The sequence below is a fragment of the Gluconobacter kondonii genome, from assembly GCF_002723995.1.
GTDB classification, from domain to species: domain Bacteria; phylum Pseudomonadota; class Alphaproteobacteria; order Acetobacterales; family Acetobacteraceae; genus Gluconobacter; species Gluconobacter kondonii.
Map to the genome: position 1 here is coordinate 13,900 of NZ_BEWP01000009.1, position 25,804 is coordinate 39,703.

General features: G+C 58.6%; 24 protein-coding genes. 21 read left to right on the plus strand and 3 right to left on the minus strand.

Annotated features, from left to right (window positions below):
• Positions 1-15: 15 nt before the first annotated feature.
• From GKO01_RS10775 to GKO01_RS10785, 3 genes are read right to left on the minus strand one after another with little or no spacing between them, the layout of a single operon-like run.
• Positions 16-1,689 carry a hypothetical protein gene (locus GKO01_RS10775; protein ID WP_062454366.1) on the minus strand — a complete coding sequence of 558 codons (1,674 nt, stop codon included), beginning with the start codon at positions 1,687-1,689 and terminating at the stop codon, positions 16-18.
• A gap of 21 nt (positions 1,690-1,710) precedes the next feature.
• Positions 1,711-2,886, minus strand: coding sequence for a hypothetical protein (locus GKO01_RS10780; RefSeq protein ID WP_062454362.1), 1,176 nt, complete (start codon positions 2,884-2,886; stop codon positions 1,711-1,713).
• Complete coding sequence (locus GKO01_RS10785) at positions 2,883-3,455, minus strand: hypothetical protein (protein WP_244901425.1); 573 nt, start codon at positions 3,453-3,455, stop codon at positions 2,883-2,885. Before GKO01_RS10785 ends, GKO01_RS10780 begins: the two co-directional genes overlap by 4 nt.
• Positions 3,456-3,973: 518 nt before the next feature.
• Between GKO01_RS10785 and GKO01_RS10795 the strand changes: the two genes are divergently transcribed.
• The 21 genes from GKO01_RS10795 to GKO01_RS10895 all read left to right on the plus strand — a co-directional run bounded on the left by GKO01_RS10795 (position 3,974) and on the right by GKO01_RS10895 (position 25,799).
• Entirely contained in the window at positions 3,974-4,711 is a 738-nt protein-coding gene (locus GKO01_RS10795; RefSeq protein WP_244901426.1) for a hypothetical protein, read from the plus strand.
• The gene (locus GKO01_RS10800) at positions 4,711-5,358 is read left to right on the plus strand and encodes a DotI/IcmL family type IV secretion protein (protein WP_099287111.1); all 648 of its coding nucleotides are present in this window, start codon (positions 4,711-4,713) and stop codon (positions 5,356-5,358) included. Before GKO01_RS10795 ends, GKO01_RS10800 begins: the two co-directional genes overlap by 1 nt.
• Entirely contained in the window at positions 5,359-6,285 is a 927-nt protein-coding gene (locus tag GKO01_RS10805) for a DotH/IcmK family type IV secretion protein (RefSeq protein WP_099287112.1), read from the plus strand.
• Positions 6,282-7,529, plus strand: coding sequence for a DotG/IcmE/VirB10 family protein (locus GKO01_RS16300; protein WP_244901427.1), 1,248 nt, complete (start codon positions 6,282-6,284; stop codon positions 7,527-7,529). Before GKO01_RS10805 ends, GKO01_RS16300 begins: the two co-directional genes overlap by 4 nt.
• 57 nt (positions 7,530-7,586) lie before the next feature.
• Entirely contained in the window at positions 7,587-8,813 is a 1,227-nt protein-coding gene (locus GKO01_RS10815; protein ID WP_244901428.1) for a hypothetical protein, read from the plus strand.
• 1 nt (position 8,814) lies between these two features.
• On the plus strand, positions 8,815-9,360 hold the full coding sequence (locus tag GKO01_RS10820; RefSeq protein WP_062106755.1) for a hypothetical protein: 546 nt from the start codon (positions 8,815-8,817) through the stop codon (positions 9,358-9,360).
• Between the two features lie 53 nt (positions 9,361-9,413).
• Entirely contained in the window at positions 9,414-9,815 is a 402-nt protein-coding gene (locus tag GKO01_RS10825; protein WP_062106757.1) for a hypothetical protein, read from the plus strand.
• Position 9,816: 1 nt separating this feature from the next.
• The gene (locus tag GKO01_RS10830; RefSeq protein ID WP_082780044.1) at positions 9,817-10,359 is read left to right on the plus strand and encodes a hypothetical protein; all 543 of its coding nucleotides are present in this window, start codon (positions 9,817-9,819) and stop codon (positions 10,357-10,359) included.
• Complete coding sequence (locus tag GKO01_RS10835; protein WP_244901429.1) at positions 10,359-13,517, plus strand: type IV secretion protein DotO; 3,159 nt, start codon at positions 10,359-10,361, stop codon at positions 13,515-13,517. Before GKO01_RS10830 ends, GKO01_RS10835 begins: the two co-directional genes overlap by 1 nt.
• 14 nt (positions 13,518-13,531) lie before the next feature.
• Positions 13,532-14,485: a TrbG/VirB9 family P-type conjugative transfer protein gene (locus GKO01_RS10840; protein WP_244901430.1), complete on the plus strand. Its 954-nt coding sequence runs from the start codon at positions 13,532-13,534 to the stop codon at positions 14,483-14,485.
• Complete coding sequence (locus GKO01_RS10845; protein ID WP_099287116.1) at positions 14,482-15,396, plus strand: toxin co-regulated pilus biosynthesis Q family protein; 915 nt, start codon at positions 14,482-14,484, stop codon at positions 15,394-15,396. Before GKO01_RS10840 ends, GKO01_RS10845 begins: the two co-directional genes overlap by 4 nt.
• Positions 15,393-17,081: a pilus assembly protein PilN gene (locus GKO01_RS10850; RefSeq protein WP_099287117.1), complete on the plus strand. Its 1,689-nt coding sequence runs from the start codon at positions 15,393-15,395 to the stop codon at positions 17,079-17,081. Before GKO01_RS10845 ends, GKO01_RS10850 begins: the two co-directional genes overlap by 4 nt.
• Positions 17,078-17,692, plus strand: coding sequence for a type IV pilus biogenesis protein PilP (gene pilP / locus GKO01_RS10855; protein ID WP_099287118.1), 615 nt, complete (start codon positions 17,078-17,080; stop codon positions 17,690-17,692). Before GKO01_RS10850 ends, pilP begins: the two co-directional genes overlap by 4 nt.
• A 7-nt stretch (positions 17,693-17,699) precedes the next feature.
• Positions 17,700-18,896, plus strand: coding sequence for a type 4b pilus protein PilO2 (gene pilO2, locus GKO01_RS10860; protein ID WP_099287119.1), 1,197 nt, complete (start codon positions 17,700-17,702; stop codon positions 18,894-18,896).
• A 70-nt stretch (positions 18,897-18,966) separates the two neighbouring features.
• Complete coding sequence (locus GKO01_RS10865) at positions 18,967-20,610, plus strand: GspE/PulE family protein (RefSeq protein WP_099287120.1); 1,644 nt, start codon at positions 18,967-18,969, stop codon at positions 20,608-20,610.
• Positions 20,607-21,731 carry a type II secretion system F family protein gene (locus GKO01_RS10870; RefSeq protein ID WP_099287121.1) on the plus strand — a complete coding sequence of 375 codons (1,125 nt, stop codon included), beginning with the start codon at positions 20,607-20,609 and terminating at the stop codon, positions 21,729-21,731. Before GKO01_RS10865 ends, GKO01_RS10870 begins: the two co-directional genes overlap by 4 nt.
• Before the next feature lie 75 nt (positions 21,732-21,806).
• Positions 21,807-22,313, plus strand: a complete 507-nt coding sequence (locus tag GKO01_RS10875) for a type 4 pilus major pilin (protein ID WP_099287122.1) — start codon at positions 21,807-21,809, stop codon at positions 22,311-22,313.
• A 6-nt stretch (positions 22,314-22,319) separates the two neighbouring features.
• Entirely contained in the window at positions 22,320-22,796 is a 477-nt protein-coding gene (pilM, locus tag GKO01_RS10880) for a type IV pilus biogenesis protein PilM (RefSeq protein WP_099287123.1), read from the plus strand.
• Positions 22,793-24,307: a shufflon system plasmid conjugative transfer pilus tip adhesin PilV gene (gene pilV, locus GKO01_RS10885; protein ID WP_099287124.1), complete on the plus strand. Its 1,515-nt coding sequence runs from the start codon at positions 22,793-22,795 to the stop codon at positions 24,305-24,307. Before pilM ends, pilV begins: the two co-directional genes overlap by 4 nt.
• Positions 24,304-25,095, plus strand: a complete 792-nt coding sequence (locus tag GKO01_RS10890) for a DUF1796 family putative cysteine peptidase (protein WP_099287125.1) — start codon at positions 24,304-24,306, stop codon at positions 25,093-25,095. Before pilV ends, GKO01_RS10890 begins: the two co-directional genes overlap by 4 nt.
• A complete protein-coding gene (locus tag GKO01_RS10895; RefSeq protein ID WP_244901431.1) occupies positions 25,092-25,799 on the plus strand; it encodes a transglycosylase SLT domain-containing protein in 708 nt (235 codons plus the stop codon). Before GKO01_RS10890 ends, GKO01_RS10895 begins: the two co-directional genes overlap by 4 nt.
• The last annotated feature ends 5 nt before the right edge of the window (positions 25,800-25,804 follow it).

Sequence of the window (25,804 nt, forward strand, 5' to 3'; positions counted from 1 at the left end):
ACTGGTGCATTGTTTTTAGACCTCGGGGCTCGGGCTGTTATCGCGACTTTGTTCCTGGCCTTGTTTTCGATCTTTGGTAAAAAAATCATGGAAACGGTCCACCAGACGCTGCAGAGCCGCACCCACTTCCTTCAAAAAGTCCTTGCCCGGCTCCTGGCCCGGAAGAGATTCCAGCTTCTTGGCGACACTGGCGGCGGTTTCTTCTGTGCTTTGTACAGTGGGATCACTCAAAGCGTCCCGCCTGGACGCGTCGTCACCCAGAACCTCGACTTCCTTGCCCAATCGCTGAGAAGATCTGCGCAGTTTCTCCCAGGACTCTGCAAAGCCGGGCGTCTTCTCCAGGGAAGCGGTGAGCTGTGCGCGAAGCGCCTTGTGGCTCCCATCGCCGGTCATGCCCGCAATGACAGAACGCTCTGACTGTCCGGGCTCTGATGCGGCTTTACTGAAGGCTTCAAAAAATTCATGGCCCACGCGCTTGAGCGTGCCAAGATCTTCCTCGACCTCACGTGCCGCCGCCTTGACCCTTCGGGTCCGGTCCAGGATCTGGCGCTCGTCGCTTTTGCCGATCATCCCGTGCAGGAAGTCCGCAAGCCCCTGCCTGTTTGCCGTTGAAGCTGAAGTTGGCGCAGCTTTCGCCTCAGCCTCATTGGGCTTGCTCTCCGGCTTTGGCTTGTTTTCCGCGGTCGCATGATCAGCATCGAGCTTGGATGTTCTGGTGCCTGGGGTTGGTCTTAGGGCTGCCTCAGGCTTTTCTCTTTCCGACCGGTCGGCCACACTCTGATCGTCACGATGAACTGCGCGATCTTTTTCGGCAGGATTTTGCGACACTGGGTCTTCCACTGCTTCCGGCTGCTCGGACCGGGAATGAGTCCCGTGGAACTCATCATCGTCCCGAAAAGGACCGGCTTCTTCTTCAAGAGACTGTAGATATCCCTCCTCCTCAAATGGATCATTCGAGTGAAGGCCAGGCTCAAGGATTTCGTGTTGTGTCCGAGGCGCCTGCTGAGGATCGTGGGAGGGGTGTCCACTTTTAGCGGCAGGAGGCTCAGGCTCCGTCTCGGTTGGTTGGGACATGTCAGCAGAAGCCTGTTCCTGTACTTCAGGAGAAACTGCCACCTCAGGCGCGCTCTCCGGCGTCAATGTCCCTGCTGGTTCGGGCGGCTGTACATCTGGTCGAGGTGACAACTCTGGTTCGCTCTGTTGCGCGCGGGCAGGAGTGCCGGACAGTGCCATGGTGATGCGATAGTCCAGGACAGCAGCCAGACGTGCTGCAGCGACCGAAGCCTGTTCCTCAGGAGACATCTCGGATAGGTCCAGCGCCGCTTTGCGAATATCGCGAACGAGATTTCGATCCTCAAGCGAGCCTGCCTGCGCCAAAAGCGCTTTGATTTCTTCGTTCTCCAGCCCCGGCAAATCTGTGCCATGGGCCTTCAAGCCAGCCGCGAGAATGGGCGGGATCTGCGGCTCTGCACCGGTTCCGCTCAGAGCCTTCCAGTCCTGGACAAGCCAGGCCACCTGAACCGTGAACTTTGGATCGCTTTCCAATGCAGGGTTTTCCTGCAGTCGTACGGTCAGGTCAGACAGATCTTTCGCAAGCCCGCGCTCAGCTGCGGGGATGGTGGACTGATGAGTATCAAGGGCGTTCAGGACGTAGCCTAACGGCCCTTGCTGAGTAAGAGTACCCGACATGGTCATTCCTATTCGAGACATTCAGGGGAGTGTTGTGGTGGGAACTGGCAGAGGCGAAACCGCCCGAAGCCTTTGCTCAGCGGAGGTCGCGAGCCTGTTCGCTTCCATCAGCGCCCGGGTCTGGTCCAGTTTGAACTGCTGCCAGGCAATCCAGTTACGCTGTGCATCCAGTAGAGCGATCTGGACCAGGACCGACTTGTCGGAGGGCATCGCCTGCAGATCGGCCTGCCAGTCAGTGCCACTGTATTTCCGGTTGATTTCCAGTTCCGTGGCTTCGCTCTCAGAGCCGACTGAAGTGTTAGTATAGCCCTCACGGACTGCCTCTGCCTTTTGGGCAGCACTCAGCGTCACGGTGTTCGCGTGCCACCCGATAATGTCGTCTCCGACGTGATGGGCGAGCGAAATGGCAGCATTATAGGCACGGCGACCCGGAAGGGCGGACTGCCCATCCACAGAGGTCAGGGCGCTCCCCCGCAGCGCGGCAGGCGCAACCGGCTGGATCAGTGTCGTAACATAATCATTGGCGCGGTCGATCGAGGCCTGATCCTGATAAGCCGGGGGCGTTAACAGGCTGGTGGCGTCCTGATCTGCATTCTGCTGGTCTGCGGATGCGAGCGAACAAACACCCGCGTCCGCTTCTGCATCCGAGCAGTAAAGCGTGAAATGGCGGTTATTATTGGCCTGTGCGCCCTGCCCTGCACCTTCCCAGGACGGCGTTCCTTTACCGGCCTGTGTCCGCTTGTCCTTGCCGCTATCAAGAGCCGTCGCGACGGCCGCACCATTTCGCGCTGCGACAACGGCAGCCTGCCCTCCCTCCAGATTGAGGCAATCCTGTCTGTTGGTCTCATGGTTATCGCGTTGCTGAGCTGCCCGAACGTCTCGGGCAAGTTCGGCCTGAACCATGTTGTTGGCGTCAGCTATCTGTTCCTGCGCGCCAACCTGCGCCTTCATGTAGTTGCTTAGCTGCGTAAAGCCGTCTCCGAGACTGCCGTTAATGAGGCCGAGCGTGCTGTTCAGGACTTTCTGGGCCGTTGTTATGACGCTGTTCATCGCGCCCTGGAGCGTGCTGATTGCGCCCACGATCGCAGCTGAATCAAAAAAGGCGTAAGCCGGTTTCGGGGCAGCAACGGTGGCGAGCGTGAAAACAAGAAGGCTCACACCCCCCAAGCGTCCGGCTCTTTCAAGGAGGCGCGTCATTGGGTCACCTGGGAAATGCCAGTGCTCGAACCAATCGCTTCAAAACTGTATCCAGACGGAAGCTGGCTCTGCCCGGTGACGTCCCAGCTCTGGTCACCGGTCGTATTGGTCCCGGCATTGATCAGGCTGTCGCCGCCGCCGCCAAAATTCAGGTTCGGGCAAAAGCTCCCGGCCCCAAGACCAAGATTGAAGTTCGTATCCAGCCCCGTCACAGAAAGACCGCAATGGGCGGAACTCTGGAGGCTGTCCCATTCTGATGAAAGCTGCGAGCAGATCTTGCCCATTGCCGCCTCAGCAAGAGATGCGACGTTCAATCTGTTCGTCACAACATCCAGCCCAACGCCGTTGAAGAAGTTCCCAAGGCAGGTGAACTTCGTTACGGATTTGGGCTGATGGATTGTTGCATCGTCTGCTTTCAGGTCTGCAGCAAGGCCGGTTGCCCCTGCTTGCACCAGTGTCTGGCAGCCTGTGGAAGAGTCCGCCCCGAATGCCGGGGCAATCAGACCGAAGCCCAAAGCTGCGAACAGCGGTACATAAGTTAGACGTCCACGCTCTCGACCGGCTTTCATTGCGGCGCAATCCGAGGTGTTCCTAAGGGACGCTTGTTCAACTGCGGGGCAGGCTTGACGATCGGTGCAAGAATTTGCCTTGCGGTATCTGCTGTCAGCCACCCTTTTTTGGGATTTTTCGGCTCTTTCGTCTCACCAGGCACTTTGACCCTCCAAAGCGGTTTCCATTGTGAGCGACCTTAATGATGCGAGATGTGAGTGCGCGCCGCACCGTGGCGTCCACAGGTGACTGGTCTGGCAGTGGAAAACATAGTCGCGAGACGTTCCGTTTCCGTCACAATCGAGGCCAAAAACTGAAACGTGAGCTATGCAAAATGGGAATGGGGGTATTCCCAGAACGCGGACGCGGCCATTTTCCGGACTCCGCTGCCCGTTCCACGCACTGTTGCAGAAATACACAGTTCCCAAAAAACGCCGCTCTTGCGGTAACATTTTGAGACGCATCCGGTTAGGCTGAATGACGATAAATTAACGATCTACCGGATGTATAGAATACCATGCAGGCAAGGAATAACGAAGTGACGTTCCATCATAGCATGGTTCTTCCATGGGCTAATGTGCCTACCGAAAGAATATCTCGCCTACTGACAGGTACAAAAGTATTAATAGAACGTAAAGAAACTTCGTTAAAGCGCTCGAACACCAGAAGGTTATGGTCTCAGGATGAGACGAACGCGCTCGTAAAATGCTATCCGACCGACACGGCGATCACAGTCATTGCCGAAAGGATCGGAAGAACTCCGCAGGCTGTCACGAACAAGGCAAAGCGCCTCGGGCTCCGGCGTCCGCTGACGCTCAAGCGCCAACGTGCGGCAGAAGCACGAAAAAACCAGCTTATTGCTCCCAAGCTCGATCAGGGTCTCGCATCTGCAACATTAGGGGTCTTCCCGAAAACCGCGTCTGGGAGAGCCATCTGGAACACCCATTCTCTGCATCTTCTGGCCGATCTCTGGAAGCGGCTCTACTCACCAGCCTTTATCTCTGAATACTTCGGACTGAAGTATAATACTGTCTGCATGGCTGCGAAGAGAGCAGGCCTTCCAAGCCGGGCCGGTTTCACTTTGTTACGGAAATCTCCCACCGAAAATCCATTTTCTGTTGCCGAAAATGCAACACTCGCCAGTCAGATGATCGCGCGGACCTGTGGCATCACGAACACAGTTTTCTTCCAACACCCGAAAGACCGTCGCCAGCAGCATTACAGCTACCTTGGCAGTCGCCTCGTCGAAAAACGCGCATCCGGATGCTTTCACTGATGCGTAATGCGTCTGCTGCTATCAGCCGAAGACTTCTTGATCCCGAGTTTCTTCAGCGCGTCATCAAACGTGGACTCATCGCGTTTTCAGGAAGTCTCGTGCTGAACGTCATTCTTGGATTGGCGCTCACGGTGTTGGTAATGAAAACACCGCATGTTCGCTACATTTACCATGACTCACTTGGGAAACCCCGCGAGCTAATCGTCACGGATCAACCTTATTTTTCGGACTCCGAGGTGATCAATTGGGCCGCCAGGAAAGTCACCAATCTCTATACGATGGATTTCGTGAATTATGCGAAGCATCTGGACAACTCTGCCAAAGACTTCGACCTTCCCGCATGGAATGCCTGGGGCCAGTCCTTCTCCGGGCCGGGTAATATCGAGTTTATTAAGTCCAAACGTGTTTTCCTGACTGCCACACCGAAGAGTGCGCCATCGATACGTTCCGAAGGAAAAACAAGAACGGGCGACTATGAGTGGCATGTTTCATTTCCGATGCTGCTCAAATGGGAAAATGCGTCGGGCTCGACCACCAATCTTCTGGCGGTTGACGTAACCATCAGGCGCACCAACAGTCCCGAGCATCCTGATGGGCTTGTCATCACCGAACTCAATGCGCCTCGCGCCGCCGATAACGGGGGCTGAATGCACGTCGCAATCAAAATGGTTCTCGGGATTCTGCTACTAGCGGTTCCCGACACGGTGGTCTGCGCACAGACCACGCGGGACAGCAATGGAGCGCCACGGGTTGATCCCATTTATGAGGGTTTGCCGCCACCGCCGAGTGCGATGCAAAACCTCTATGACCGGTTCGATCAGGGCCAAAGAAACCTTGATGCGCAAGACGACCCGCATCGGCTCGCCACTCCGGCATCCCGTTCGGTTCGTGTGTCCCTCGCTCCCGGCGCTCAAACCAACATTATCAGAATTGCGCAGGATTATCCCGCAGCGATCACGTTTCTTGATGAAACAGGCCAAGCATGGCCAATTGCGTGGAATATTGCCACCAACAAAAGCGGTGGCTGCGATGCACAGGGACAGGGGCAAAACTCGGCCGTGCGGAGTGTGGGTATCAACGCCTGCGTACCGGAAGCGGGGTCTAATGTTCTGCAGCTCACGCCCATTTCGCGATATGCCCACGGTGGTCTCCTGGTCAACCTCAAGGGAGCCCCAAAGCCAATATCATTTATGGTTATCAGTGGCACGGGAACCTACGACGCGGACCTGACTGTGCGGGTTGCTGCACGCGGACCAAACGCAAAAGACGCCCCGAACCTTGAACCCGACGCGCCCGCCACAGGTGATCGCAATCTGGACGCGATGCTCGATGGCGCACCGCCCGCTGATGCTGTTCCATTAGTCGTTTCTGGCGTGAGTCCGGATCGGATCAGAGCGTGGAAGCTGGGGGACAAAATGTACCTCCGCACGGATTACACGCCGATTTCTCCAGCTCCAACCGCTCATGAATCTGAATACGACGTCGGAATCTATGAGATCCCGCAGACATCAAAGGTGCTGTTGTCCTCAGGTGCCCGGATTGTCTCAGCTACACTTTCGGAGGATGGCCCGTGACCGACGCCCCATCAGGACCGAGCTCGGCCGCTCGTGGCTTTGCATCCAGTATCAAGTCCTCCCGCCGCCCCGCCTTTGCGGCTGCGGGCCTCCTGCTTTTCGCCGCGGGCGGGTGGTACATCATGAGCCACGGATCTGCGCCGAAACCGAAATCGGCAGCGTTGCAGACCCCGAACCTTGCGCCACCTGCGGGAGGCAATAATCATTCCGACAAGCTGGACAGCGCGACGCTCCAAAAAGAAAAGGCCGATGCCGATGCTGCTAAGGCCCATGGAAAATCTTTTGCGAGTGCGCTGACAACAAACAGGCCTCTTGGGGACGATAAGGCGCCACTTTTGAATGGGATGCCCGGTACGGGTTCGGCAACACAAGCTGGCGTCACCCCGCCTGGTACAGCCCACACGTCGCCACCGCCCGCAGTGAACCAGTTCACGCGCGCTCCAGCAGGAACAAAGGCCGCCCCAGCACCACCGGCCAGCCGTGTGCGGCGACCGGGAGAACTTTCCGAAGCGCAGGAGGTCGAGCTTTTGGCAGCATGGAGCGGACGGGCGGGCTCATTGGACATGGAACTTCCGGCCGAATCTGTCGCAGCGAGCGCCCATAAGCAGGCGAACGCCTCTTTTACCCAAGAGCCGCAGTCCTCTCAATCAAGCGCAAGTGCTGCACAACAAAATGCGGCGACGGTAAAACCGGCAACCCACAGGCTCCTTGCCGCAGGACGTGGCGTCTATGGTCATTCCGTACTCGGCATCAATAGCGACTATCCCGGCACGCCCGTACTCGTCGAAGTTGATTCAGGATCACTGGCCCACGACAGGCTGTCTGGCTCCTTTGAACGCAAAGACGAACGGCTGGTTATCAAGTTCGATAAACTTATGATCGGGGACAGCGATCCTTTGCCGGTCTCGGCTTATGCTGTGGCACCCGACACCATGGAAACGGGCCTCGCTTCGGAAGTTCAGGAGCATCTCGCGACGCGCATCTTTCTTCCGGCCGCTGCTGCTTTTGTCGAAGGTCTTGGCAACGCCATGCAGAACTCAAACACAAACAGCGTCACAAGCGGGCTTGGCGTAAGTTCGTTTACGCATCTGACGTTGCCTCAACAGCTTGCCGTCGGTGCCGGACGGGCCGGACAGGAGATGGGCCAGCTCCTGCAAAAACAAACGCCGCAGAACCCCACGGTCCTTTTGCACAAGGACGATCCTATCGGAGTGATTTTCACGGACCCCGTCGACGTCCCCTGACTGCACTCACAACGGCCTCTGGCATCCTGCAATCACGATACAGGAGGGACCATTAGCATGCGAGGAAACGCAATGCGCCGTGAGGACACAGGAGGGGTCGTTGAGATGCTGCGGCCCCAGAAGCGCTCCCCAGACCAGCCCGGCACACAGGCCGAAGACGCCCCGATACCACAGGAGACGGAGCTGCCGGGTACCCGGGCGCATGCGCCAGAGGCAGCGGCAGAGAACGGCCGCAAGCCTCGGAATGCGCAAAGTAACGAGGAACATCACGTCACGCGCGCGCCACGAACTCGGCTACTTGTCGGAACGGCGCTGGCGTTGCTCGGGACAGGAGGTCTTCTTGGCGGTGCTGTGGCCGTCGGTGCGCATTTCGGCGTTCCAATCCCTTTCGTAAATGACACGGCACGCGTATCGGTACCCTCCAGATCGAACGTGCCTGCCGTGGCTTCTGCCCGGAAGGAACCCTTGGCGCTGACGCCACCAGCGCTCGGCACGCCCGATGTGTCAGAGAAACAGGCCCAGGAGCCATCGGTAGCTCAAAGCGACGACCCTTTCGCAGGCGAGGGCATGTCAGCCCCTATCGACCCCCCTGCCGCCCCGAAGCCTGCGGCAGTCAAAGCGGCTCCGACCATCTCCACGACGCCCGCTGTCGCGGACCAAACGCCGAACGCCCCAGCGGTTCCCACGAGCCAGGCGGCACCTGCGCCTCAGACACAGCCAATCGTGTCAGTAGCTTCGGCCACAGCACCCGTGCCTTCTGTCGCGTCACCTGCATCCTCGTCTCCGGACGCAGCTCTCGAGCTCGAGATGGCCAAGCAGCTGAAGGCGTTGGACGATCATGTCGCGGCCTTGCAGAAAAACGTCGATGCCATGCAGGACAATCTGACGGGGGCGCTAAACCGCGGTCTTGGCGAGTTCAAGGGACGTCTTGACGAGCTTCAGCATCACGAAGACCAGACAGATCGCGCACTCCAGGCGAGCCAGTCCGCGCTCCTCCATCCTGCTCATGACCACAGCAACGCCGCACCCATTGCGTCTCGGGTCGTAAATGTCGCGCTGCCTCACCCTTCCGCCGAACCCAGCGCGCCGAAACCCGCCCCTGTTCATCTGCCCCAGTACACAGTGCAGGCAGGAGCGCCAGGAATTGCCATTCTTCAAGATGAACAGGGCAATGCCAGTCGCGTCGAGGCCGGCTCCGTTATTCCCGGTTGGGGACCCGTCATCACGATCACGTCTTCAGGCTCGCGATGGGTCGTGCGCACCCCAAAAGGCCTGATCCACTAAAATGGAGGGGCTCTTCGACTTCGCTCAGGATCTTGGTGCCGCGCTGTCCTGGTTGCTTCCGTTTCTCTGCTACGTCGGCGGAGGCTGCTTTCTTCTGAGCGGCGTTATGGGCATTTTTCAGCGATCATCCATCAGTAACGGATTACTCTCCAAGGGCGTGGTTCCGGAGATGATGATCCTTGTCGGTGCGACATTCCTGTCGTTTCCCGAGTTCCTCAATATGGGAAACCGAACCCTCGGTTTCGAGGGCAATGCGGGCATCGGCACACCGACCAAGATGAGCTTCTCGTCAGATACCCTGATGACGGCGGCCCAAGGCGGCCCGCTGGCTGCCCTGACGGCCATCCTCAATGTCTTTCATGTCTATTTCGCAGCCTATGGCGCGCTGATCGTCTATTTCGCGATCGTGCGTCAGATGGGCCGGGCGAAAGGCGCGAACAACAGTTCCACCGGCCTGAACATGGTCATGGGAATAGCGGGATTCCTCGTGATGAACGCAGACGTCCTTGGTCCTGCACTCCTCAAAGAACTGAAGCTTGTGCAGTGACCCCACACCTTCACCCTACAGTTGACGCCGAGAGCGTCTATTCCGGAGTCATTATGACACAGACCTCCCACACACACCTGAAGCGTTCCCTGATGGTCGCGGCCCCTTCGCTTGCCGCATTGTCATCTCTTGCTTTCGCTTCCGCAGCACATGCTCAGGCTATTGACGACATCACGCGTGATGCAACCCAGAAGGGGATGAACGCCTTTGGCATGGCGCTGAACGCCTTCTGCTTTATTGGCGGTGGCATTCTGCTTGCGATGGCGGTTTTCGGCTGGTGGCAGCATCAGCGGAATCCGAACGCAGGATCAAAGCCGGGCATGATCATGGCTGGCTTTATCTGCGGTGGCATCCTGCTGGCTTTTCCGTTCCTCGCCAAGACTGCGTCCTTCACGATGTTTGGTACCGCACCGAGCGTCACAGGCGAGCAGCAGCAGATGAAGTTCGACAAGTAAGATGCCGTCGTCCCGTCCACTCGTCTCAACCGGCAAAAACAAGCTGATGGTCGAGGACCTGAAGGCACCATCTAGCGGGCACTGCACCTGCTGCGAGCACATGCTCGCGGTAGTCAGCGTGGCAGGCAGACCCCTCTGCCTGACCTGTGCTCCGGCCTTTGCCCTTGATGAGCCAGGTATAGACGATGTTGCGACCCTGATATGGCTTCCCCACCTGGATCAAGGTGCTCTGGGGCGTTGCGTCACAGCGCTTCATGTAGCGGCAAGAGCAACTGACCATACCGTACACGACCAGTCGCTTACTGGTCAGGCGCTCAGCGCAAAGCGTGCCTTCGAGGCGCTTCTCTCCTGCCGCCTCGGGGCCGTGGAGAAAATCGGAACGGACCGCCCGTCTCTGTATCGATCCGCTCTGAAGAGCCTCTCTCGTAACCCTCTTCCGGAAGCCCATGAAACAGGACTGCGGATCCTCATGAAGGGCACGTGGTTTCCAGATAATCCGCGCCGCTATCTCGACGCGGCTCAAGAATGGGCAGTGGCACGCTGATGTTACGTAAAAAACCTGCGCACTCAGACGAGCAGGAAAGCCCCCGTCTTCCCCGGTCCAGAGCCTCCTTCCTTGATGGTGTCCTGCGCTGGATTGCCGCCGCCTCTACCTATCTGCACCGGGACGTGACATCGTTCTGCGATCTGGCAACCTGCGATCAACGCGGCCTGATCACGTTCCAGGGCGATTACGCCACCGTCATCAGCCTGCGAGGAATGCGGCGGATTGCCAACGGCGCTGAAATCGCCGCGGCATCCTCGCGACTTCGTCTGGCTCTAGGTAGTCAGTTCAGCCGACCCGGGCATGCGTTGCAGTTCTGCTATGTCGCCGATCCTGAGGGTGTCGGTGAGAGCATCCGGCGAAACCTCGATGAACGACGGACCGTTGCAGGTGCGCTGAACGCCGATTTCGAAGATATCTTCACGGAACGACAGAAGGTGCTTCCGCCCTTCATGCGTCAGGAGCGCACGTATCTTGTGCTCTGGACAAGACCTGCATGCCTGTCATCGCAGGAGGTGTCACAGGCGAAGCGCGAGCGGGCCAACCGCCTCAAGGGTCTGCCGCCGCTTGGTGATGCACAGAACCCACTTTTGGGAAGCCTCGAACTCGGCACCATCCATCAGACCTTCGTTCAGGGCACTTGCGATGCTCTGAGTGCTGAGGCTGTGCAGGTCGATATTCTCAGCCCCGAAGAGGGTCTTCAGGCCATTCGCCACGAACTCTACCCCGATACGATAGGCTCTTCGTGGACCCCCTCCACGCCGCTTCGCAGCCCGGGTGAAACCATTCCGGAGACTGAAGCGCCCCCTGATGCGTCGGCGGCCTTATGGCCCCCGTTGCGCGAACAGCTCTTTCGTGACGATGCTGCCACTCCTGATTTTTCGACCGCCCGAATAGGTGTGTTCGACTGGAGCCCCATCGAGCTGACGCGTGTACCCGAAATGCCGGTGCCGGGCGTCAGCAACAAGCCGGTTCCGACTTTTACCGAGCTTGCGGCACGTCTGTCGGGTCGTCGCATACCATGGCGCGCGACAGCTTTGATCGAAGGCGTGCGACCGGGTTACATGATGTGGAAGGATACGATCGCTCAGTTCCTGAAATTCGGCTCCAACACCCCCATCAATTCCGGGTTCGAAGAGCTGAAGGCCATGCGTAACAGCCAGAGTGACAGCATCGTCAAGCTGCGCATGGCCTTCGCCACCCGCTCGAACGCCGGTGACACCGAGACACTCCGCACCCGCGCCTCAAGGCTGGAGCAGGCCATCCAGTCCTGGGACAGTGCTCAGGCCAGCCGCGTGTGTGGAGATCCGCTTGCGGGTGTGCTGTCTTCCGTCCTCGGGATCGCCCTTGCCTCGACCGCACCTCCGACCCCTGGCCCGATGTCCCAGATTCTGACGATGATGCCATGGGCCAGGCCAGGGATGCCCTGGGCCGACGGCGCAATGCTGTTTCGTGCGAACGACGGCACCGTGGTTCCTTATGACCCTGCTGGCTCAGGGCGCGAGGCGGTACTTGACCTGTTCGTAGCGCCTTCTCGTCGCGGCAAATCCATGCTGGCCAATGCCCTCCTGCTGGCCACGGTTCTGAGCCCTGCTGCAATGACAGCTCAAGGCGCCAAACTGCCCCTGATCGGCAAGATGGACGTTGGAGATTCGTCTTCAGGGTTTATCGATATGGTCAAGGCCGGCTTGCGACAGGAAGACCGGCACCTTGCAATCCATATTCCGTTTCAGCTGATTGACGAACACGCTTACAATATTTTCGATACCGAAACATGCTGCCGGGCACCGCTGCCCTATCACCGCACGTTTCTGACCAATTTCATCGCGCAGATCTGCAAGCCGCTGGATGGCTCAGACTTCGAGGGCATGAACCAGCTGATCGACGCGCTCATTACGGCCGCGTATGAATACTTCTCTGACACGGGACCCTCTGTGCGGCCAAAGATGTACCGTGAGGGCGTTGATCGCTCGGGCATCGACGCGGCTCTTGCGCACCATCGTCTTGTGGCGACGCGGAATACGTCCTGGTGGGAAGTTGCAGACCTGCTGGCAAACGCCGGCGACATGCGCATGGCGCACCGCGCAACACAGTTTGCCGTTCCGGTTATCGGCGATCTCGTCGAGGTCGTGCGTGAAGAGCGCATCCGCATGGAGTTCGACAAGACGAACCCGACAGGCGGCGCAGAGTCCTCCATTGACGTCTTCCGACGATACCTCAATCACTTCGTCGCAAAATTTCCAAGTCTGACAAAGCCCACACGTCTGGATCTTGGAGATGCGCGGATTGTGGTCATCGACATTGACCGGGTCGCGCCGGAGGGTCAGGGAGAGGCACAGCGCCAGACAGATCTTATGTATCTTCTGGGGTTTCAGATCGCTTCGCGCAACTTCTTCCTACATCCAGAGGATGCCCAATACGTCCCTCTCCATGTGCGTCCGTATCATCGCAAGCGTTTCGAGGAGTTTCGGGAAAGCTTCAAGCGGATTGAGTGCGACGAGTTCCAGAGAACCGCAGGTGCCCCGTTCGTGCAAAAGCAGTTCGAAGAGGCGGCACGGCGCGGCGCGAAGCTCAACGTAAAAATCGGCCTTGCCAGCCAGAAGCTCGCCGACTTTGGGGACTATCTCATCTCTCACTCGACCGGTCGCTTCATCCTGGGGGCAGGCGACGAAGACGAAGCCAATGAGATCTGCACACGGTTCCGCCTGAGTTCAGCTGCGCAGGCCATCGTACGCAATGGACTGAACGGCCCTCGCGCCGATGGAAGCGGTGCCCCACTCATCTGGCAGACGCGCGTAAATCACGAGCTCTACGAGTTGTTCGTTCTCAATCTCATGGGGCCGATTGAACTCTGGGCTCTCTCCACCAGTCCAAAGGACACGGCGCTGCGCCGCCGCCTTTATGACGCGTTAGGAACGACGGAAGCACGTCGACGCCTCGCAAGGGTTTTCCCACGGGGGTCGGCCGAGCAGGAAATCGAGCGTCGCGAAGACGTCCGGATGAAAGCCGGTCAGGATTCAAGCACCGCCCTCGGCGGCGTGATCGAGGACATTGCCAGAGAACTCAGGGATGGTGTTGGGCTGGGTACGGTCATCCGGATGCCTTCTGAAGACGAACTGTCCGCACTCACAAAGGAGTCCGCCACACTAACAGCATGAAGAACGCTCTTTTCATGCTTCCGCTCGTCGGTCTTGCAGCGCTCAGCGGGTGTGCGGGTGAGAATACCGAGACCCCGGTGACAGTCGATGTTCCGGGGATGCCGTCACCCGAGCTGGCCCTGCAAAAAAGCCTTGATCGTATCAACGGCTTTTTGGGGAGCCTGAATCAGAGGATCGATACGCCGGTTCGACAAACAACCGCGCTTGCTGTCACGCCCTCCCACCCGATCAATCTCGCGCCACAAGCCCAGGCATCTTCGCCGCCGGTAACATCCCCACCGGCTGCATCGCATGAAGCCAGCCCGCTTGCTGGCAAAGCGGGCCTGACGTGGTTCGCTTACGGCGATGGCTATGCACGGGTGCGCTGCGCGCCAAGTGCCCTCTGCATTCTTCGCCTTCAGCCGGGTGAGACAGTCGCAAGTGAGGCCCTTGCTGTAGAGCCAAAAGCCGGATGGCGGACAGATCTTGTGCGTGGAACACACGGCATTCACGCTGCATGGGCCGTCGCACTCACGCCTGACCCGGCCGCCAGGCAGTCCATCCTGCGCTTCTCGACCAGTCGACGCTCTTATATCGTCATTCTTGATCCCGTCGGCCCTTCAATGCGCAGCATTGCCTACAGCTATGCTTCGGGCGATCCGCAGACGCAGCCCGAGCCGCCGCCGTCGCCAGAGGCGCTGGCCAGGCGGAATACGCCAGATTTTGACTTCCACATGACGGGCAGCAGCCCGGGATGGAAGCCTCTGCGGATCTACCGCGAGGGCGATCATACCTACATTCAGTTTCCGCCCGGTGGGATCAACCGCGCCCCTCGTCTGGTTGTGCTGTCACCCTCCACCACCGCAACCCAGCCGTACCGAACGGTCGGTGACTCTTACGTCGTCGATCTACCCGTCACTGACGCCCTGTTGATCGGTAACGACCCCGGCTCTCCTACAATTCGCATCTCTCATGGAGGAAAGGCATGACGCGCCGTCCTTATGCTCTCACAGTGGCGTCGCTGCTCGCTTTCCTGAGCGCTTGCACCGAAGTTCCGCCGTCACAAACGTCCCACATCAGCGGAGCGGGCTTTCGAGACACGTCCGCCCTCACCGTCTTCATTGCGGACATCCTTGCACATAGTCTGGATGCAGGGCGAACAGTCCTGCGCCTCGCACCCTATATCGGCCCGGATGACGCTCACGCCCAGACCCTGCTGACGGACACCCTGCGCGAGCGGGGCTTCGCTCTCTCACCACAGGGCATGCCATATCCGGGGGCGCAGACCGTGCGCTATGCCGTCTCTCCCCTAGGGGCGGATCTTCTGGTGGAACTGGATGTCGAAGATGCTGTTGCCATCTGTCTTTACGGACATGACAACGCCGGAGCTTTGAGGCGCAAGGGCAGCTGCAGCCTTCGGAGCGGTGCGTCCCTGACGCTCCAGATCCCTGAACAGGACGTTCTGGTTTCGGGGCCGCCTGCCCCTGAAAAACCTCAGCAGACGCCACTACCCGGTCCAGTCCAGCTGGCCCCACAAAACCCCGTCATTCAACCCCATCCGGATGAGGTCGAAGCCAAGCCACTCCCTGTCCGGGCACCCGTGGATCCGGAGCATCCGGCGCTGGTGAAGCTTCAGCCCCCTGCGGAAGTCTGGACGCTTGTGGAAGGGCAACCCATCCGGGACCAGATGATGGCCTGGGCTGACCGCGCTGGCTGGAAGATCAGCTGGCCAGCCTCCCTGAACTGGATGGTGCCGGCCATGACGACCTTCAACGGTGATTTCAAAACCGTCATGTCGTCCGTCATCCAGACAGTATCGGACGAAGGGAAGTCCATTCGGGCGGAGTTCCACACCCCTAACAGATACCTCGTTGTAACTTCGCCAGGAGGCGGCCGATGAAACTACGCACCACATTCCTGGCAACACTGGCAGCCGGCACACTTCTCTCCGGATGCCAGGACTTCCAGGACGCCCAGCATCGCGAAGCCGATGTCATGAACACGGCCGAGCGTCAGCACGTCCCGAACATCCCGGTCATTTCAGAGAGCGACAAGCCCTGGCTTCTTGGTGACGCGATTAAGGATGTCGATCCCATTCCAGACCTCCTGAAACATCCCGCCGCCATAACGATCGCGCGCCCCACGTCGCTTCGGGACGCGGCCATTCTGGCCAGCCGCCTGACAAGCGTTCCTGTCAGAATCATGCCGGATGCGGAGGATGCTGACGATGGTAGCGAGATCGGTACGGCGACACCACAATCCGTCAGTTTCAATGGAACCAATCTTCCCCCTCCCCCGGTGATGTCTGCCATGTCAGCCGCTTTGGGAAACAAGGGAAAGAGTGCCAGGCAGAGCTGGAACGGTAGCGGCGACTGGCTGAAGTATGACGGCACACGGGAAGGCGTATTCCAGGCTCTCGCCACGCGCTTTGGGGTGTGGCAGCGCTTCGTCGACGGTCATGTCGAGTTTTACCGCACGCTTACCAAGACCTTCACCGTGCCTGCCTTTGCGGGCGACACACAGGCAAACACGTCCATCATAGCTTACACGGGTGGTGGCTCGGGATCGTCAGGGTCATCGTCGGGAAGCTCGGGTGGCGGCGGGGCATCTACCGGCTCGGGAAGCTCGTCGGGTCAGTCTTCAGGACAGTCTTCTGGTATCGCCTCGGTATCGAGTACCAGTAAGACCAACCGCTGGAAGACCATCGAACACACCGCGCAGATCGTGTCAGGAGGAGCAAGCGTGGTCGCGGATGAAGGCCTGGGCACGCTGTCCGCCACTGGCACGCCCGACCAGATCGCGCGTGTCGACGACTGGATGAAGAACCTGAACGATGGCCTGATGAAGCAGGTCGCCGTCGAGGTCCATGTCTACACTGTCAAAGTGTCGCATGAGAGCAACTACGGCTGGAGTCCGCAGCTTGCCCTCAAGAATTACGGCAAGGCGTTCGGAATGGCGGCGATGCCTGCTGCAATTCCGGCCCTGCAGAGTGCGGACACACCATTCAGCTTTGGTGCGTCCATTCTCGATACGGCGACCGGAGCAACAGGACAGTTCTCAGGGACCAAGTTTGTCGTCCAGGCGCTTCAGCAGCTCGGAAACGTCACCGAACAGTATGATCGGGGCGTGGTGACGACCAACGGCGTTACAGCTCCGTTCCAGAACGGTATCAACACGACATATCTTGCGAATACGACGACGACACTCGCGACCAATGCCGGATCTGCCAACTCGCTGTCTCCTGGGGTCATCATGTCCGGCTTCATGGGGTCGGTGACGCCAAAGATCGTCGATAACCGCATTCTTCTGAGGGTGAATTTCCTCCTCCAGACGCTTCTGTCGATTCAGACCATTACGTCCAATGGTTCCAGCCTTCAGGCGCCCAAGAGCTCGAACACGTCGCTTGATGACACAGTGGCTCTACAGAACGGCTCAACCCTCGTCCTGAGCGGCTATGTCGACGATGCAACATCCCGTACGCGCAACGGTGTCGGTTCAGCCCTGAACTGGGTCACAGGTGGCGGAGGCGACGCCCAGGTTTCCAAAACACATGTTGTCGTCACAGTCGAGGCTCGCACCCTATGAAACACCTCATCGCAGCAGCGGTCGCTTTTACTCTGCCCGGCCTGGCGCAGGCGGCGACACTGGATTGCGCAAAGCACCTCAATGAGCCGGCCGCTGGTGAGGTTCTGAGTATGGCTCAGATTGATCAGAACAATGCCTGTCTGACGTATCTTCAACAGGCAAAGGCAGCGTCTGACCTGACAACGGCTATCGCTGCGAACGAGCGCAAGCAGAATGAGAAACAGGTGCAGGGACAAGCACCCCGGGCGGCGCTTGATACGCAGCTGGCACCGCCCCTCTCGCCACCTCCGCGTGAAGGATCGAACGACGACCATCCTCTCCCAAAGAGCCTGCCCAAGCCTCCCACCTATGACGCCCTGCTGGTTGATCCTTACAATCACACGGCGTCTGCCATTCTCAGGTTTGCAGACGGAAGCACCTCCGAGGTGTCAAAGGGGGTTACACTTCCGGACGGAAGCGTCGTGCTCGCGGTGACATCTTCGGGCGTCCAGATCTCTTCCAACGGGTCCAGAAGCCGCCTGAACGCAACCGGAAGTCAGCCGAGCGGCACGCAGATCATTGCCATTCCGGGCGGGTCGAACACGCTCCCTCCACCGACGTACTCGCGCTGAGGGTCCGATGGCATTCTTTATTCGCAACGAGAGACGGGTCTGGGTCGGCGATCTGAGATGGCGCAGCTTCGAGCGCGCCCCGTCCCTGCTGACTGTCCACAAGGTGGCTGCCGAATTCAGCAGCAATTACTATGTGCAAAGCCGGACTTACCCTCAGCACGTTGGGTTCCTGTCCGCTGAGACCGTCGATACCAAAGAGCCATTTCACAGCCTCGCGCTGGCCATCAGCGAGAAATTCGGGGGGAGATACTACGGCGAATACGAGGTCGGGATTGACCAGTTCTGGATCATTGCCACCGACGAAGAAGGGCTACCTCTGCCGGGGTCAGACGGCGTCTATCGTGAAGAGGCGATCGAAGCTGTTCGCTCGACCTTCTCCGGCTATCCGTTCGACCAGAGAGATCTTCTCTCGTCCCGCGAATTTGAAGCGCTTTTAGAAGATCTGCCAGACGCTCCTCTCAAGGTCCGGTCAACCTCGCTCGCCCCCATTTATACGTCTGCGGCCGTTGTCATCGGCCTTCTCTTTCTTACCGGCGTAGCATCGTATTTCTACCATCTGCACGTTCTGGACCAACGTCGGGAACTCGCCCGCAAGGCTTTGATAGAGAGCGCGAAACGGCTTCCCAAAGTCGTCGCGAAGCGTGAGCCCCCTCCATCGGAATGGATCGACGGATGCGTGTCGATGATCCCCGCCTCTCCGTATGCGTCCGGCTGGACCCTGGACCATGCGTCCTGCAAAGGCGACGTGATCGATCTGCACTGGTACCGAACTGGCGGCAGTATGGCTGATGCCCCAGAGGGTGAGCTTATGGACAACGGAAACGCCATCGTGACGCACCGTCCCCTGTCCTACAGCTTCAAAAAACGGCAGGACACGATAGCGGGCTATAATGAACGAACGCTTATCGGCATCCTGCAGCGCAGCGGGGTCATTCCGGCGCTTAACTCGTCAAAGCTCAATCTTCTGGTGAACGGAAGACAGGTGCCAACAGAGACCACCCGAATGTCCTTCAGCCTTCAGACTGATCCGCGGGACATTCCTTGGGACGCCTTTGAGAACCTTAGGGTCACATCACTTTCACGGACTGTCTTGCCCGCCCAGTCGGCGTCGCAGACGGGTTCCTGGCAGATGCAGGTTTCTTTTACGCACACGCTTGCGCCTGTCACTGCCACGCCAAAGCCATCCCTCCGGACCTCGAACTAGGTCACAGGAGCGGGGCCGACTATCGCCCGGCCCGCACCTAGCGCAGCGCCAGACCTGAAAGACCATTGAAATGCTCGCTTTTCTGAAAAAGACAAAGCCAAAGAAAGTCGGGACATCGTCGAATGTTCTGACAATTCCAACAGGGTTGCGAAGCCAGATCCATCTCGATCCGGTGAATCAGGCTGTCTATGTCAACCAGAGATTGCAGCGTTCAGCCGACGCTCTCGACTGGATTGCCAATACGCGCAGGCATCCCCAGCTGGATTGCCTGAAGGTTATCTGGGAGCCGATCAGTGACGTGACGGCCCGCATTCAGAACGCCCATGAAACAGGAAGCCTTTCGGACACAGAAGAAAGTGAAGACGCCGAAGTTCGGGATGAGGCGCTGGCTCTTCTTCGCGAAGGAGCCGAAAGCGGTGTGTCTGATATCCACCTCCACCGCAAAGAGCGCCACACCGAAGTCCAGTTTCGAATCAACGGTTCACTCGTGGTTGCCCATGAGCTGACGAACGAGCATGCGGATCGTCTTTTGCGGGCGATGTACACGATGGCGACCTCCCGTGACAGCGCATACAGCGACCTGTCGTTTCAGGACGCGGCCATTGCTGGCGATATTCTCAAGGGAACAGGGCTCGCCAACGTCCGTATTGTCAAAGGCCCGTGCCTTCCGGTTTCGGAAGGTGGAAAGTTCATGGTCATCCGCCTTCAATACGTGAAATCCGGAGGCAATCGCCGTAGTCAGCCGCAGCAGCAGACTACCTTCCGAACTCCGCGCAGACCTGAAGGTAAGCTCAAACTGCTCGAATACGGCTTCACGCAAAGCCAGGTCGACCGCATCCTGAACATCGCCGTCTCGCCTTCAGGCGTCCTCATTTGTACCGGCCCCACCGGATCCGGGAAGACGACCCTGCTCTACGAGATCGCATTGCACAAAGCCCGGACCCAGCCGGAGCGGCGCCTGGTCGAGATCGCCCAGCCTGCTGAGTATCCCATGCACTGGGGTATCCAGCTTGATATTTCGAATGCCCTGACGTCCGAAGAAGCGGGTCGTGAGTTCCGTGCACGCCTACGGACCGCGCTACGTATGGATCCGGATGACCTGTCCATCGCAGAAATGCGCGATAGCGAAGTCGCGCTGACCACGTTTGATTCCGCGCAGACAGGCCATTTCGTGATGAGTACGCTCCATGTGGACGATCCGTTCGATTACCCTCTGCGGTTTCAGAACATGGATTTCGAACGCCTGAGTTTCCGCACGACCTGCAATGCCTCCATCGTCCGGGGCGTCGTCGCGCAACGTCTGCTTCCTGTCCTCTGCAAACACTGTTCGCTTCCATGGACCGTCGCTGACGAGAGACTGCCACGCAGGACCTGCGAAGCTGTCCCGACATGGGGCGAGGATCTCAGCGCGGTCCGCAGAAAAGGGCCAGGATGCCCTCATTGCTTCGGTACTGGCATCTCCGGTCGAACCACGGTTGCCGAGGTTGTCGAAACGGACGAGCAGTTGATGTCTGACTTCGTCAATCATGGCGTAGCCATCGCCCGGCATCGGTTCAGAGCCCGGCCCGATGCCGATCCGTCGATGGTCGAGACAGCAATGGGCCGTGTCTTCCAGGGGCTTGTCGATCCATTTGCCGTGACGGCAACCGTTGATCGGATCCGAACGCGTGACGCCGTCATGAGCGAACGACTGTCAGGGGCAAAACTGCCATGAGCCTTCGGATTGTCTACACGTCTGCGGCGGCTGAAAAGCCGCGGCTCACCCAGGACCTTGCACAGTGGATGGATATTCACGTCGCCTTTACATGGCGGACACGGGCGCGACTGTATCGGATGATTGCCATCAGGCTCAGGCAGGGATCGGAGCTGGAACGCATTATGCTCCTGTATATCCGTCAGCAGGAGCGCAGGAAAAAGACCTCCGTGCCACGGATCCTGAACAAGGTGCTACATAGAATGGCCGCTCAGGGTATGAGCTTCGCCGAGGCGCTAAGGCCTTACGTCCCTCATGACGAATACATGATGATCCTCTCCGGCGAGAAAGGAGACGACATCGCCTCTGCAATGGACCTCCTGTGCGATATCAAAACCCGGGTGGGACGCATCATGCGGGCGGCGAGGAGTGCGATTGGCCAGCCCCTGATGTATGTCGGGATCATCTTCGCGTTCCTTTATACGATCGCGAAAATGGTCATTCCCTCGCTACTCATGAACGGCGGCATGAAGATGAAAGCGAGTACGTCACAGGATATGCTTGTTTTCGCCAGTAGTCTCGCGACCGGCCTGAATGGTGTCCTGATCCTCAGTGGGCTGGTTGGGGCATTGATACTGCTCTGGCTTAGTCTCACAAAGCTGACAGGGCCTCTTCGGGTGTTCCTTGAGCGCACAGCGCCTTGGTCCATCTATCGCAATATTCAGGGTTACATCTGGATCTCGAGTTTTATTGCCCTGGTTCGGGCCGGGATGACAGATACCGAAGCCCTCACCCATCAGATGCAGGTTGCCACACCCTGGCTTCGTGAACGTCTCGAAGCCATTCTTGACCGTCTGGGTCCACGGGGCATGTCCCTGCCCGAGGCTATGGAAGATTCCGGGTTCGCCTTCCCGTCCCCGGAAGTCATTGACGACATCGAGGCAAGCTGGGGCGGCACCGGAGCTTATGACCGTCTTCTGCAGTCAAGTCGCGCCTGGGCTGATGAGATCGAGTTCACGACCCTGGAGCAGGCGGCAGCAGCGAAAGGCTTTGCGAACGCAATGATGATGCTGATTGCCGGTGCGTTGATCGTAGCGTCCAACAACATCGGTTCAGGCATGAGCGATATCGGCCCGATGTAAATGATATCCCGATTGCGTCCGCACTCACAAAGACCCGTTCGATAATGCTCCCAGGACTATATCAGGGGAATTATCATGGATCAGATTGTATCACTCCTCATCAAAGCCGGCGCTGTCCTACTTGCGCTAATTGCTGTTCTGGTGGGTGGTTATGCCGTCTTCGCCAAAAACAATGGCAGCACGGCCGCCGCGGAGCAAAGTCAGCTTGCTACCAACATCAGTGGTTACATCAATGGCGGGATGACCACCCGCAACTACACAGGGCTGGACAATTCCGTCGCCATCAAGGCGGGCCTGGTTCCGAAATCCATGCAGAATGGTGATGGAACGACCATTCTTGGCCCGTGGGGCAATTCCCAGGTGACGATTGCCCCATGGAACCAAGGGCATTCCGAAGCCTGGACGAATGTTGACGGAGACGCTTGCGCCACGTTCGCCCGGAGCCAGAATGCGTACGGCGTCACTATCAATGGTACCGAAGTCATTATGTCGGACTCTAATGCCGCAGTGAATATCGCGAATGACTGCGATGCGTCATCCGGGACCACACAAGTCAATGTCACCTTCGAATACTCGAACTGAAGGCGTATGGCCTACGTCATTCTGGCATTGGCTCTGGTGATCATGGCCGCAAGTTCAATGGATGGCCTTAGGGTCATCCAACGACAGAATCTGCCGTCCCCCCTGGTGTCAACGACCGAGACTGCGCAGGCCTGGCTTGCCTACAAAGCGGCCCTGCTTCTCTACCTCGAAAACCATCCGGCAACCCGATCCTCTGTACCTCTCAGCGCGTTGACCCTTGGGAACAACGCGGCCCTGGTCACAGCCGCGCAAAACAGCATCACGGGCACGGGCCAATCGGTCTCGGTCATTGCCTGGATGCCTATGGAAGCCGCCGACATTTCGCGGGCAATCCTGCTCGCGAATGGCGATCTTTCCCTTGGAACAGCGCGAAGCGGGCACTGGTTCACCCCAGCGTCAGGTGACATGGGAGCCCTTCCGGTCGCAGTGCCAGATGGCGACGCCGTTTCCTACATCAGCCTGAGCGGCACGGGATATCAATGAACACAATCGTCGCACTGATGATCGCCACGGTCATCGGAATCATGATCCTGCCGCGCTATTACTCCATGGTCGAGAATGGCACGCGTCAGGGAAGCCTTGCGGTGACCGCTGGCCAGTTTCAGGACCTGATCCGGGCGGCCGGACAATATGAAAACGCGCACACCAGCGAACTGACGGCTGCTATTCCGGTCGGCGGGACCACGCAGATTGCGCTGTCAACGCTCATCAGTGAGCACGACCTCCCGCCTGCATTTACGGCGACAAATCCGGATGGACAGGCCTGGAGCGTCTATATTCAGCAACCCACCTCCGGTGTGCTGAGTGCTGTCATCGAGAGCAGCGGCGGTACATCCTACATCCCAAAGGACGAAGTCTCTGTCGCGGCCATGACTGGCCATCAGGGTGGCTTTGTTCCCTATGACGGCATGCTTGGTGGACTGACGGCTGACACGGCATACGGCGCGAGCGGAACCTGGCGTTTCAATATGGCGGGCCTCCCCAACCCTGGCCCCGGGCATCTTGTCGGTCTGGTCTCTGCCAGTGCGGGGTCATCGGACGCTGGCGTGACGACGAACGACTATCTGTATCGGACCGCTGTGGCCGGCCACCCCGAGCTGAACACGATGCGGGCGCCTCTCGATATGGGGGGCAATAACCTAAATAACGCCAATGATGTCAACGCAACGCGAGGCGTCTTCGCTGGTGGGAACCCGAACGGTGGCTATGGCGGCGTAAAGGTGGCGAGTGCGTATCTGTATGGCGATGACACCAATGCCGCCGTGCGAACTCCAGGTGCTGTCTATCTGCAGCACTATGACGGCTCAGCAGCCAATCTGATGGCAGGTGAAGGGCATTTCAGCTCCAACATTGGCACTTACGGCCTAGATCCGTATGTGGGTCTGCCAAGCGGCTGGGGCGGCGGCGTTCATAGCTGGGATGGTTACTACGAAGGAAGCTTGGGCGTCGGTACAGGTGGAGGTGTTCGTACCTACATTAACAATCAGGGGTACGTGAGCATTGGCGACCGCCTTGATGTTCAGAACTCGGTTCGCGTGGCGCAACTGGGATGTGCCTTCAACGTCGGCAACGCGTGTTTTTATGGAGACAATGACAACGTAGCGATCCGAGCGCCCGGAACGACATACATTCAGCATGCCGACGGCAGTGCGGCCGATCTTGGCGCGGGAAATGTTTCAGCTACCACTGTCAGGCTGGGGACCGATAATGGCAATGCGTGGCCAGGAAACGGGTGCAGTCCGAACGGCGCGTTAGCGACCAAAAATGACAACTCGGGACTGCTTCTGGTGTGTCAAAGCGGTGTCTGGCGTGCACCACAGGCCCAGATCTCAGGTTATGTGCCGACCACAACAAACGGCTTTTCCGGTTACAACCGGACAAACAGCATCACGGGCGGCTACAGCTGCCCAGCCGGCACAGCAGACCTCGGGATCGAGACCATCTGGTACGGCAATTATGGATACTCAACCCTTCATCTGTGCAGCGCCCAATGAGCAACGCCCTCACGCTGCCTGAGACCGTGAACACGCCTGTGGTTTCAGGCGTGAAGAGCGGAACGTATGACTTTACGCCGGAACTCTTCATGTCCTTGCGCACAACCCTGCGTCGATACAAGCATCGACGTTCTTCCAAGATGCCGAATTACGGTGTCAGAACGATTGGGGGGCATCGAGTCAAGCATGTGATTCCTCTTGGAACACACTGTCTGCCAGCAACCATTCTCCGGAACGCCGACCTGCGCACGGGCGCGCTGCCCTTCGACTGGGTCCACGCAACCCCCGGGATGATCCGGCACTGTCTTGAAACCGATTTCGCAGATTTTCTTCCAAAACCGGGCGAAAACGGTCACGCTGCGTTCCGTGATCGCTTCGGGGTGAAGGACATGTTCCCCCATAAGGATCCGCAGGCCCCGGAAGATCGCAGATACTATACGCGGTGCATCGACCGGCACCGGCGTTTGATGAGGTCAAGAAACGGAAAACTGTTTGTGATGATCTCCCGGCCTTCCAATCCCATTGGCTGGCATTTCAGGGAGCTGGTTGACCTGATCAGCCGTCTCACGCCCAACGCCGAGCTTCTGGCGATTCAGCTTCTCCCGCAGCGCGGCAACGGTGAAAGCGTGGGCCTTGAACTGTCTCAGGAACAGAATGGATCACGCCTGTATGACTTCAGGCCCGTGTCCGACGAGAGCGCTCTTGGCTATTTCCCTGACGTTCTCGACGAACTCATGATCCTGCGGCTGATCTATCAGTATCACCTGCATCCGATCGCTCTCCCGTGACAGCGCTTCCGCCCTGTGCCGGACTGGCCGCACACGCCTATAGCGTGCCTATCGCCTCCATTGAGCGTGTCGTAGATCATGCGTCGGGACCCGGCCTTGGTGTCATGAAAATTGACCCTCGCTGGTTGCCGATTCTTCAGCGCGCCGGATTTGATCCCGAAGAGGTCCGATCCAAGGCCTGCATGAATATTGCGGCCGGAGCATGGATCCTGGCATGGGCCGGCACAGCCCGTTCGTCGCCTGAGGTTCGGGAACGGGACCAGTCGGCGTCACCCCCTGCCACGGGCTTTACGGGGTCTCTCGGGGCATGCATCACCCATGCAGCCAAACAGTATCATCTGCCCGAACTCCTCTACCGAGCCATTTTACTTACTGAGGGCGGTCGGGTCGGACATATCAGCCGAAACACGAACGGCACCTATGACATGGGCCCTGCCCAGGTGAACTCGATGCACCTGCCAGAACTCGACCGCATGGGGATCACACGCGATCAGATCATTAATGATGGCTGTCTGAACATCCACATCGGTGCCTGGGTTCTGGCAGGTGCACTGGGAGGCCACACCCCGGACAATGCCGCAGAGTTCTGGCGTCGGGTCGGCAACTACAACTCCAGCACTCCCCGATACAACGTCGCGTACCAGCGCAAGGTCTGGAAAAATGTGCAGCTCGCTGCGCACTCACAAACGTCTCCGCCATCATAGGCAGC

Excerpts from the sequence above, each read along its gene's own strand:
- GKO01_RS10775 (WP_062454366.1), bottom strand. The coding sequence starts at position 1,689 with ATGTCGGGTACTCTTACTCAGCAAGGGCCGTTAGGCTACGTCCTGAAC.
- GKO01_RS10780 (WP_062454362.1), bottom strand. The coding sequence starts at position 2,886 with ATGACGCGCCTCCTTGAAAGAGCCGGACGCTTGGGGGGTGTGAGCCTT.
- GKO01_RS10785 (WP_244901425.1), bottom strand. The coding sequence starts at position 3,455 with ATGAAAGCCGGTCGAGAGCGTGGACGTCTAACTTATGTACCGCTGTTC.
- GKO01_RS10800 (WP_099287111.1), top strand. The coding sequence starts at position 4,711 with ATGCGTAATGCGTCTGCTGCTATCAGCCGAAGACTTCTTGATCCCGAG.
- GKO01_RS10805 (WP_099287112.1), top strand. The coding sequence starts at position 5,359 with ATGCACGTCGCAATCAAAATGGTTCTCGGGATTCTGCTACTAGCGGTT.
- GKO01_RS10815 (WP_244901428.1), top strand. The coding sequence starts at position 7,587 with ATGCGAGGAAACGCAATGCGCCGTGAGGACACAGGAGGGGTCGTTGAG.
- GKO01_RS10820 (WP_062106755.1), top strand. The coding sequence starts at position 8,815 with ATGGAGGGGCTCTTCGACTTCGCTCAGGATCTTGGTGCCGCGCTGTCC.
- GKO01_RS10825 (WP_062106757.1), top strand. The coding sequence starts at position 9,414 with ATGACACAGACCTCCCACACACACCTGAAGCGTTCCCTGATGGTCGCG.
- GKO01_RS10830 (WP_082780044.1), top strand. The coding sequence starts at position 9,817 with ATGCCGTCGTCCCGTCCACTCGTCTCAACCGGCAAAAACAAGCTGATG.
- GKO01_RS10835 (WP_244901429.1), top strand. The coding sequence starts at position 10,359 with ATGTTACGTAAAAAACCTGCGCACTCAGACGAGCAGGAAAGCCCCCGT.
- GKO01_RS10840 (WP_244901430.1), top strand. The coding sequence starts at position 13,532 with ATGCTTCCGCTCGTCGGTCTTGCAGCGCTCAGCGGGTGTGCGGGTGAG.
- GKO01_RS10845 (WP_099287116.1), top strand. The coding sequence starts at position 14,482 with ATGACGCGCCGTCCTTATGCTCTCACAGTGGCGTCGCTGCTCGCTTTC.
- GKO01_RS10850 (WP_099287117.1), top strand. The coding sequence starts at position 15,393 with ATGAAACTACGCACCACATTCCTGGCAACACTGGCAGCCGGCACACTT.
- pilP (WP_099287118.1), top strand. The coding sequence starts at position 17,078 with ATGAAACACCTCATCGCAGCAGCGGTCGCTTTTACTCTGCCCGGCCTG.
- pilO2 (WP_099287119.1), top strand. The coding sequence starts at position 17,700 with ATGGCATTCTTTATTCGCAACGAGAGACGGGTCTGGGTCGGCGATCTG.
- GKO01_RS10865 (WP_099287120.1), top strand. The coding sequence starts at position 18,967 with ATGCTCGCTTTTCTGAAAAAGACAAAGCCAAAGAAAGTCGGGACATCG.
- GKO01_RS10870 (WP_099287121.1), top strand. The coding sequence starts at position 20,607 with ATGAGCCTTCGGATTGTCTACACGTCTGCGGCGGCTGAAAAGCCGCGG.
- GKO01_RS10875 (WP_099287122.1), top strand. The coding sequence starts at position 21,807 with ATGGATCAGATTGTATCACTCCTCATCAAAGCCGGCGCTGTCCTACTT.
- pilM (WP_099287123.1), top strand. The coding sequence starts at position 22,320 with ATGGCCTACGTCATTCTGGCATTGGCTCTGGTGATCATGGCCGCAAGT.
- pilV (WP_099287124.1), top strand. The coding sequence starts at position 22,793 with ATGAACACAATCGTCGCACTGATGATCGCCACGGTCATCGGAATCATG.
- GKO01_RS10890 (WP_099287125.1), top strand. The coding sequence starts at position 24,304 with ATGAGCAACGCCCTCACGCTGCCTGAGACCGTGAACACGCCTGTGGTT.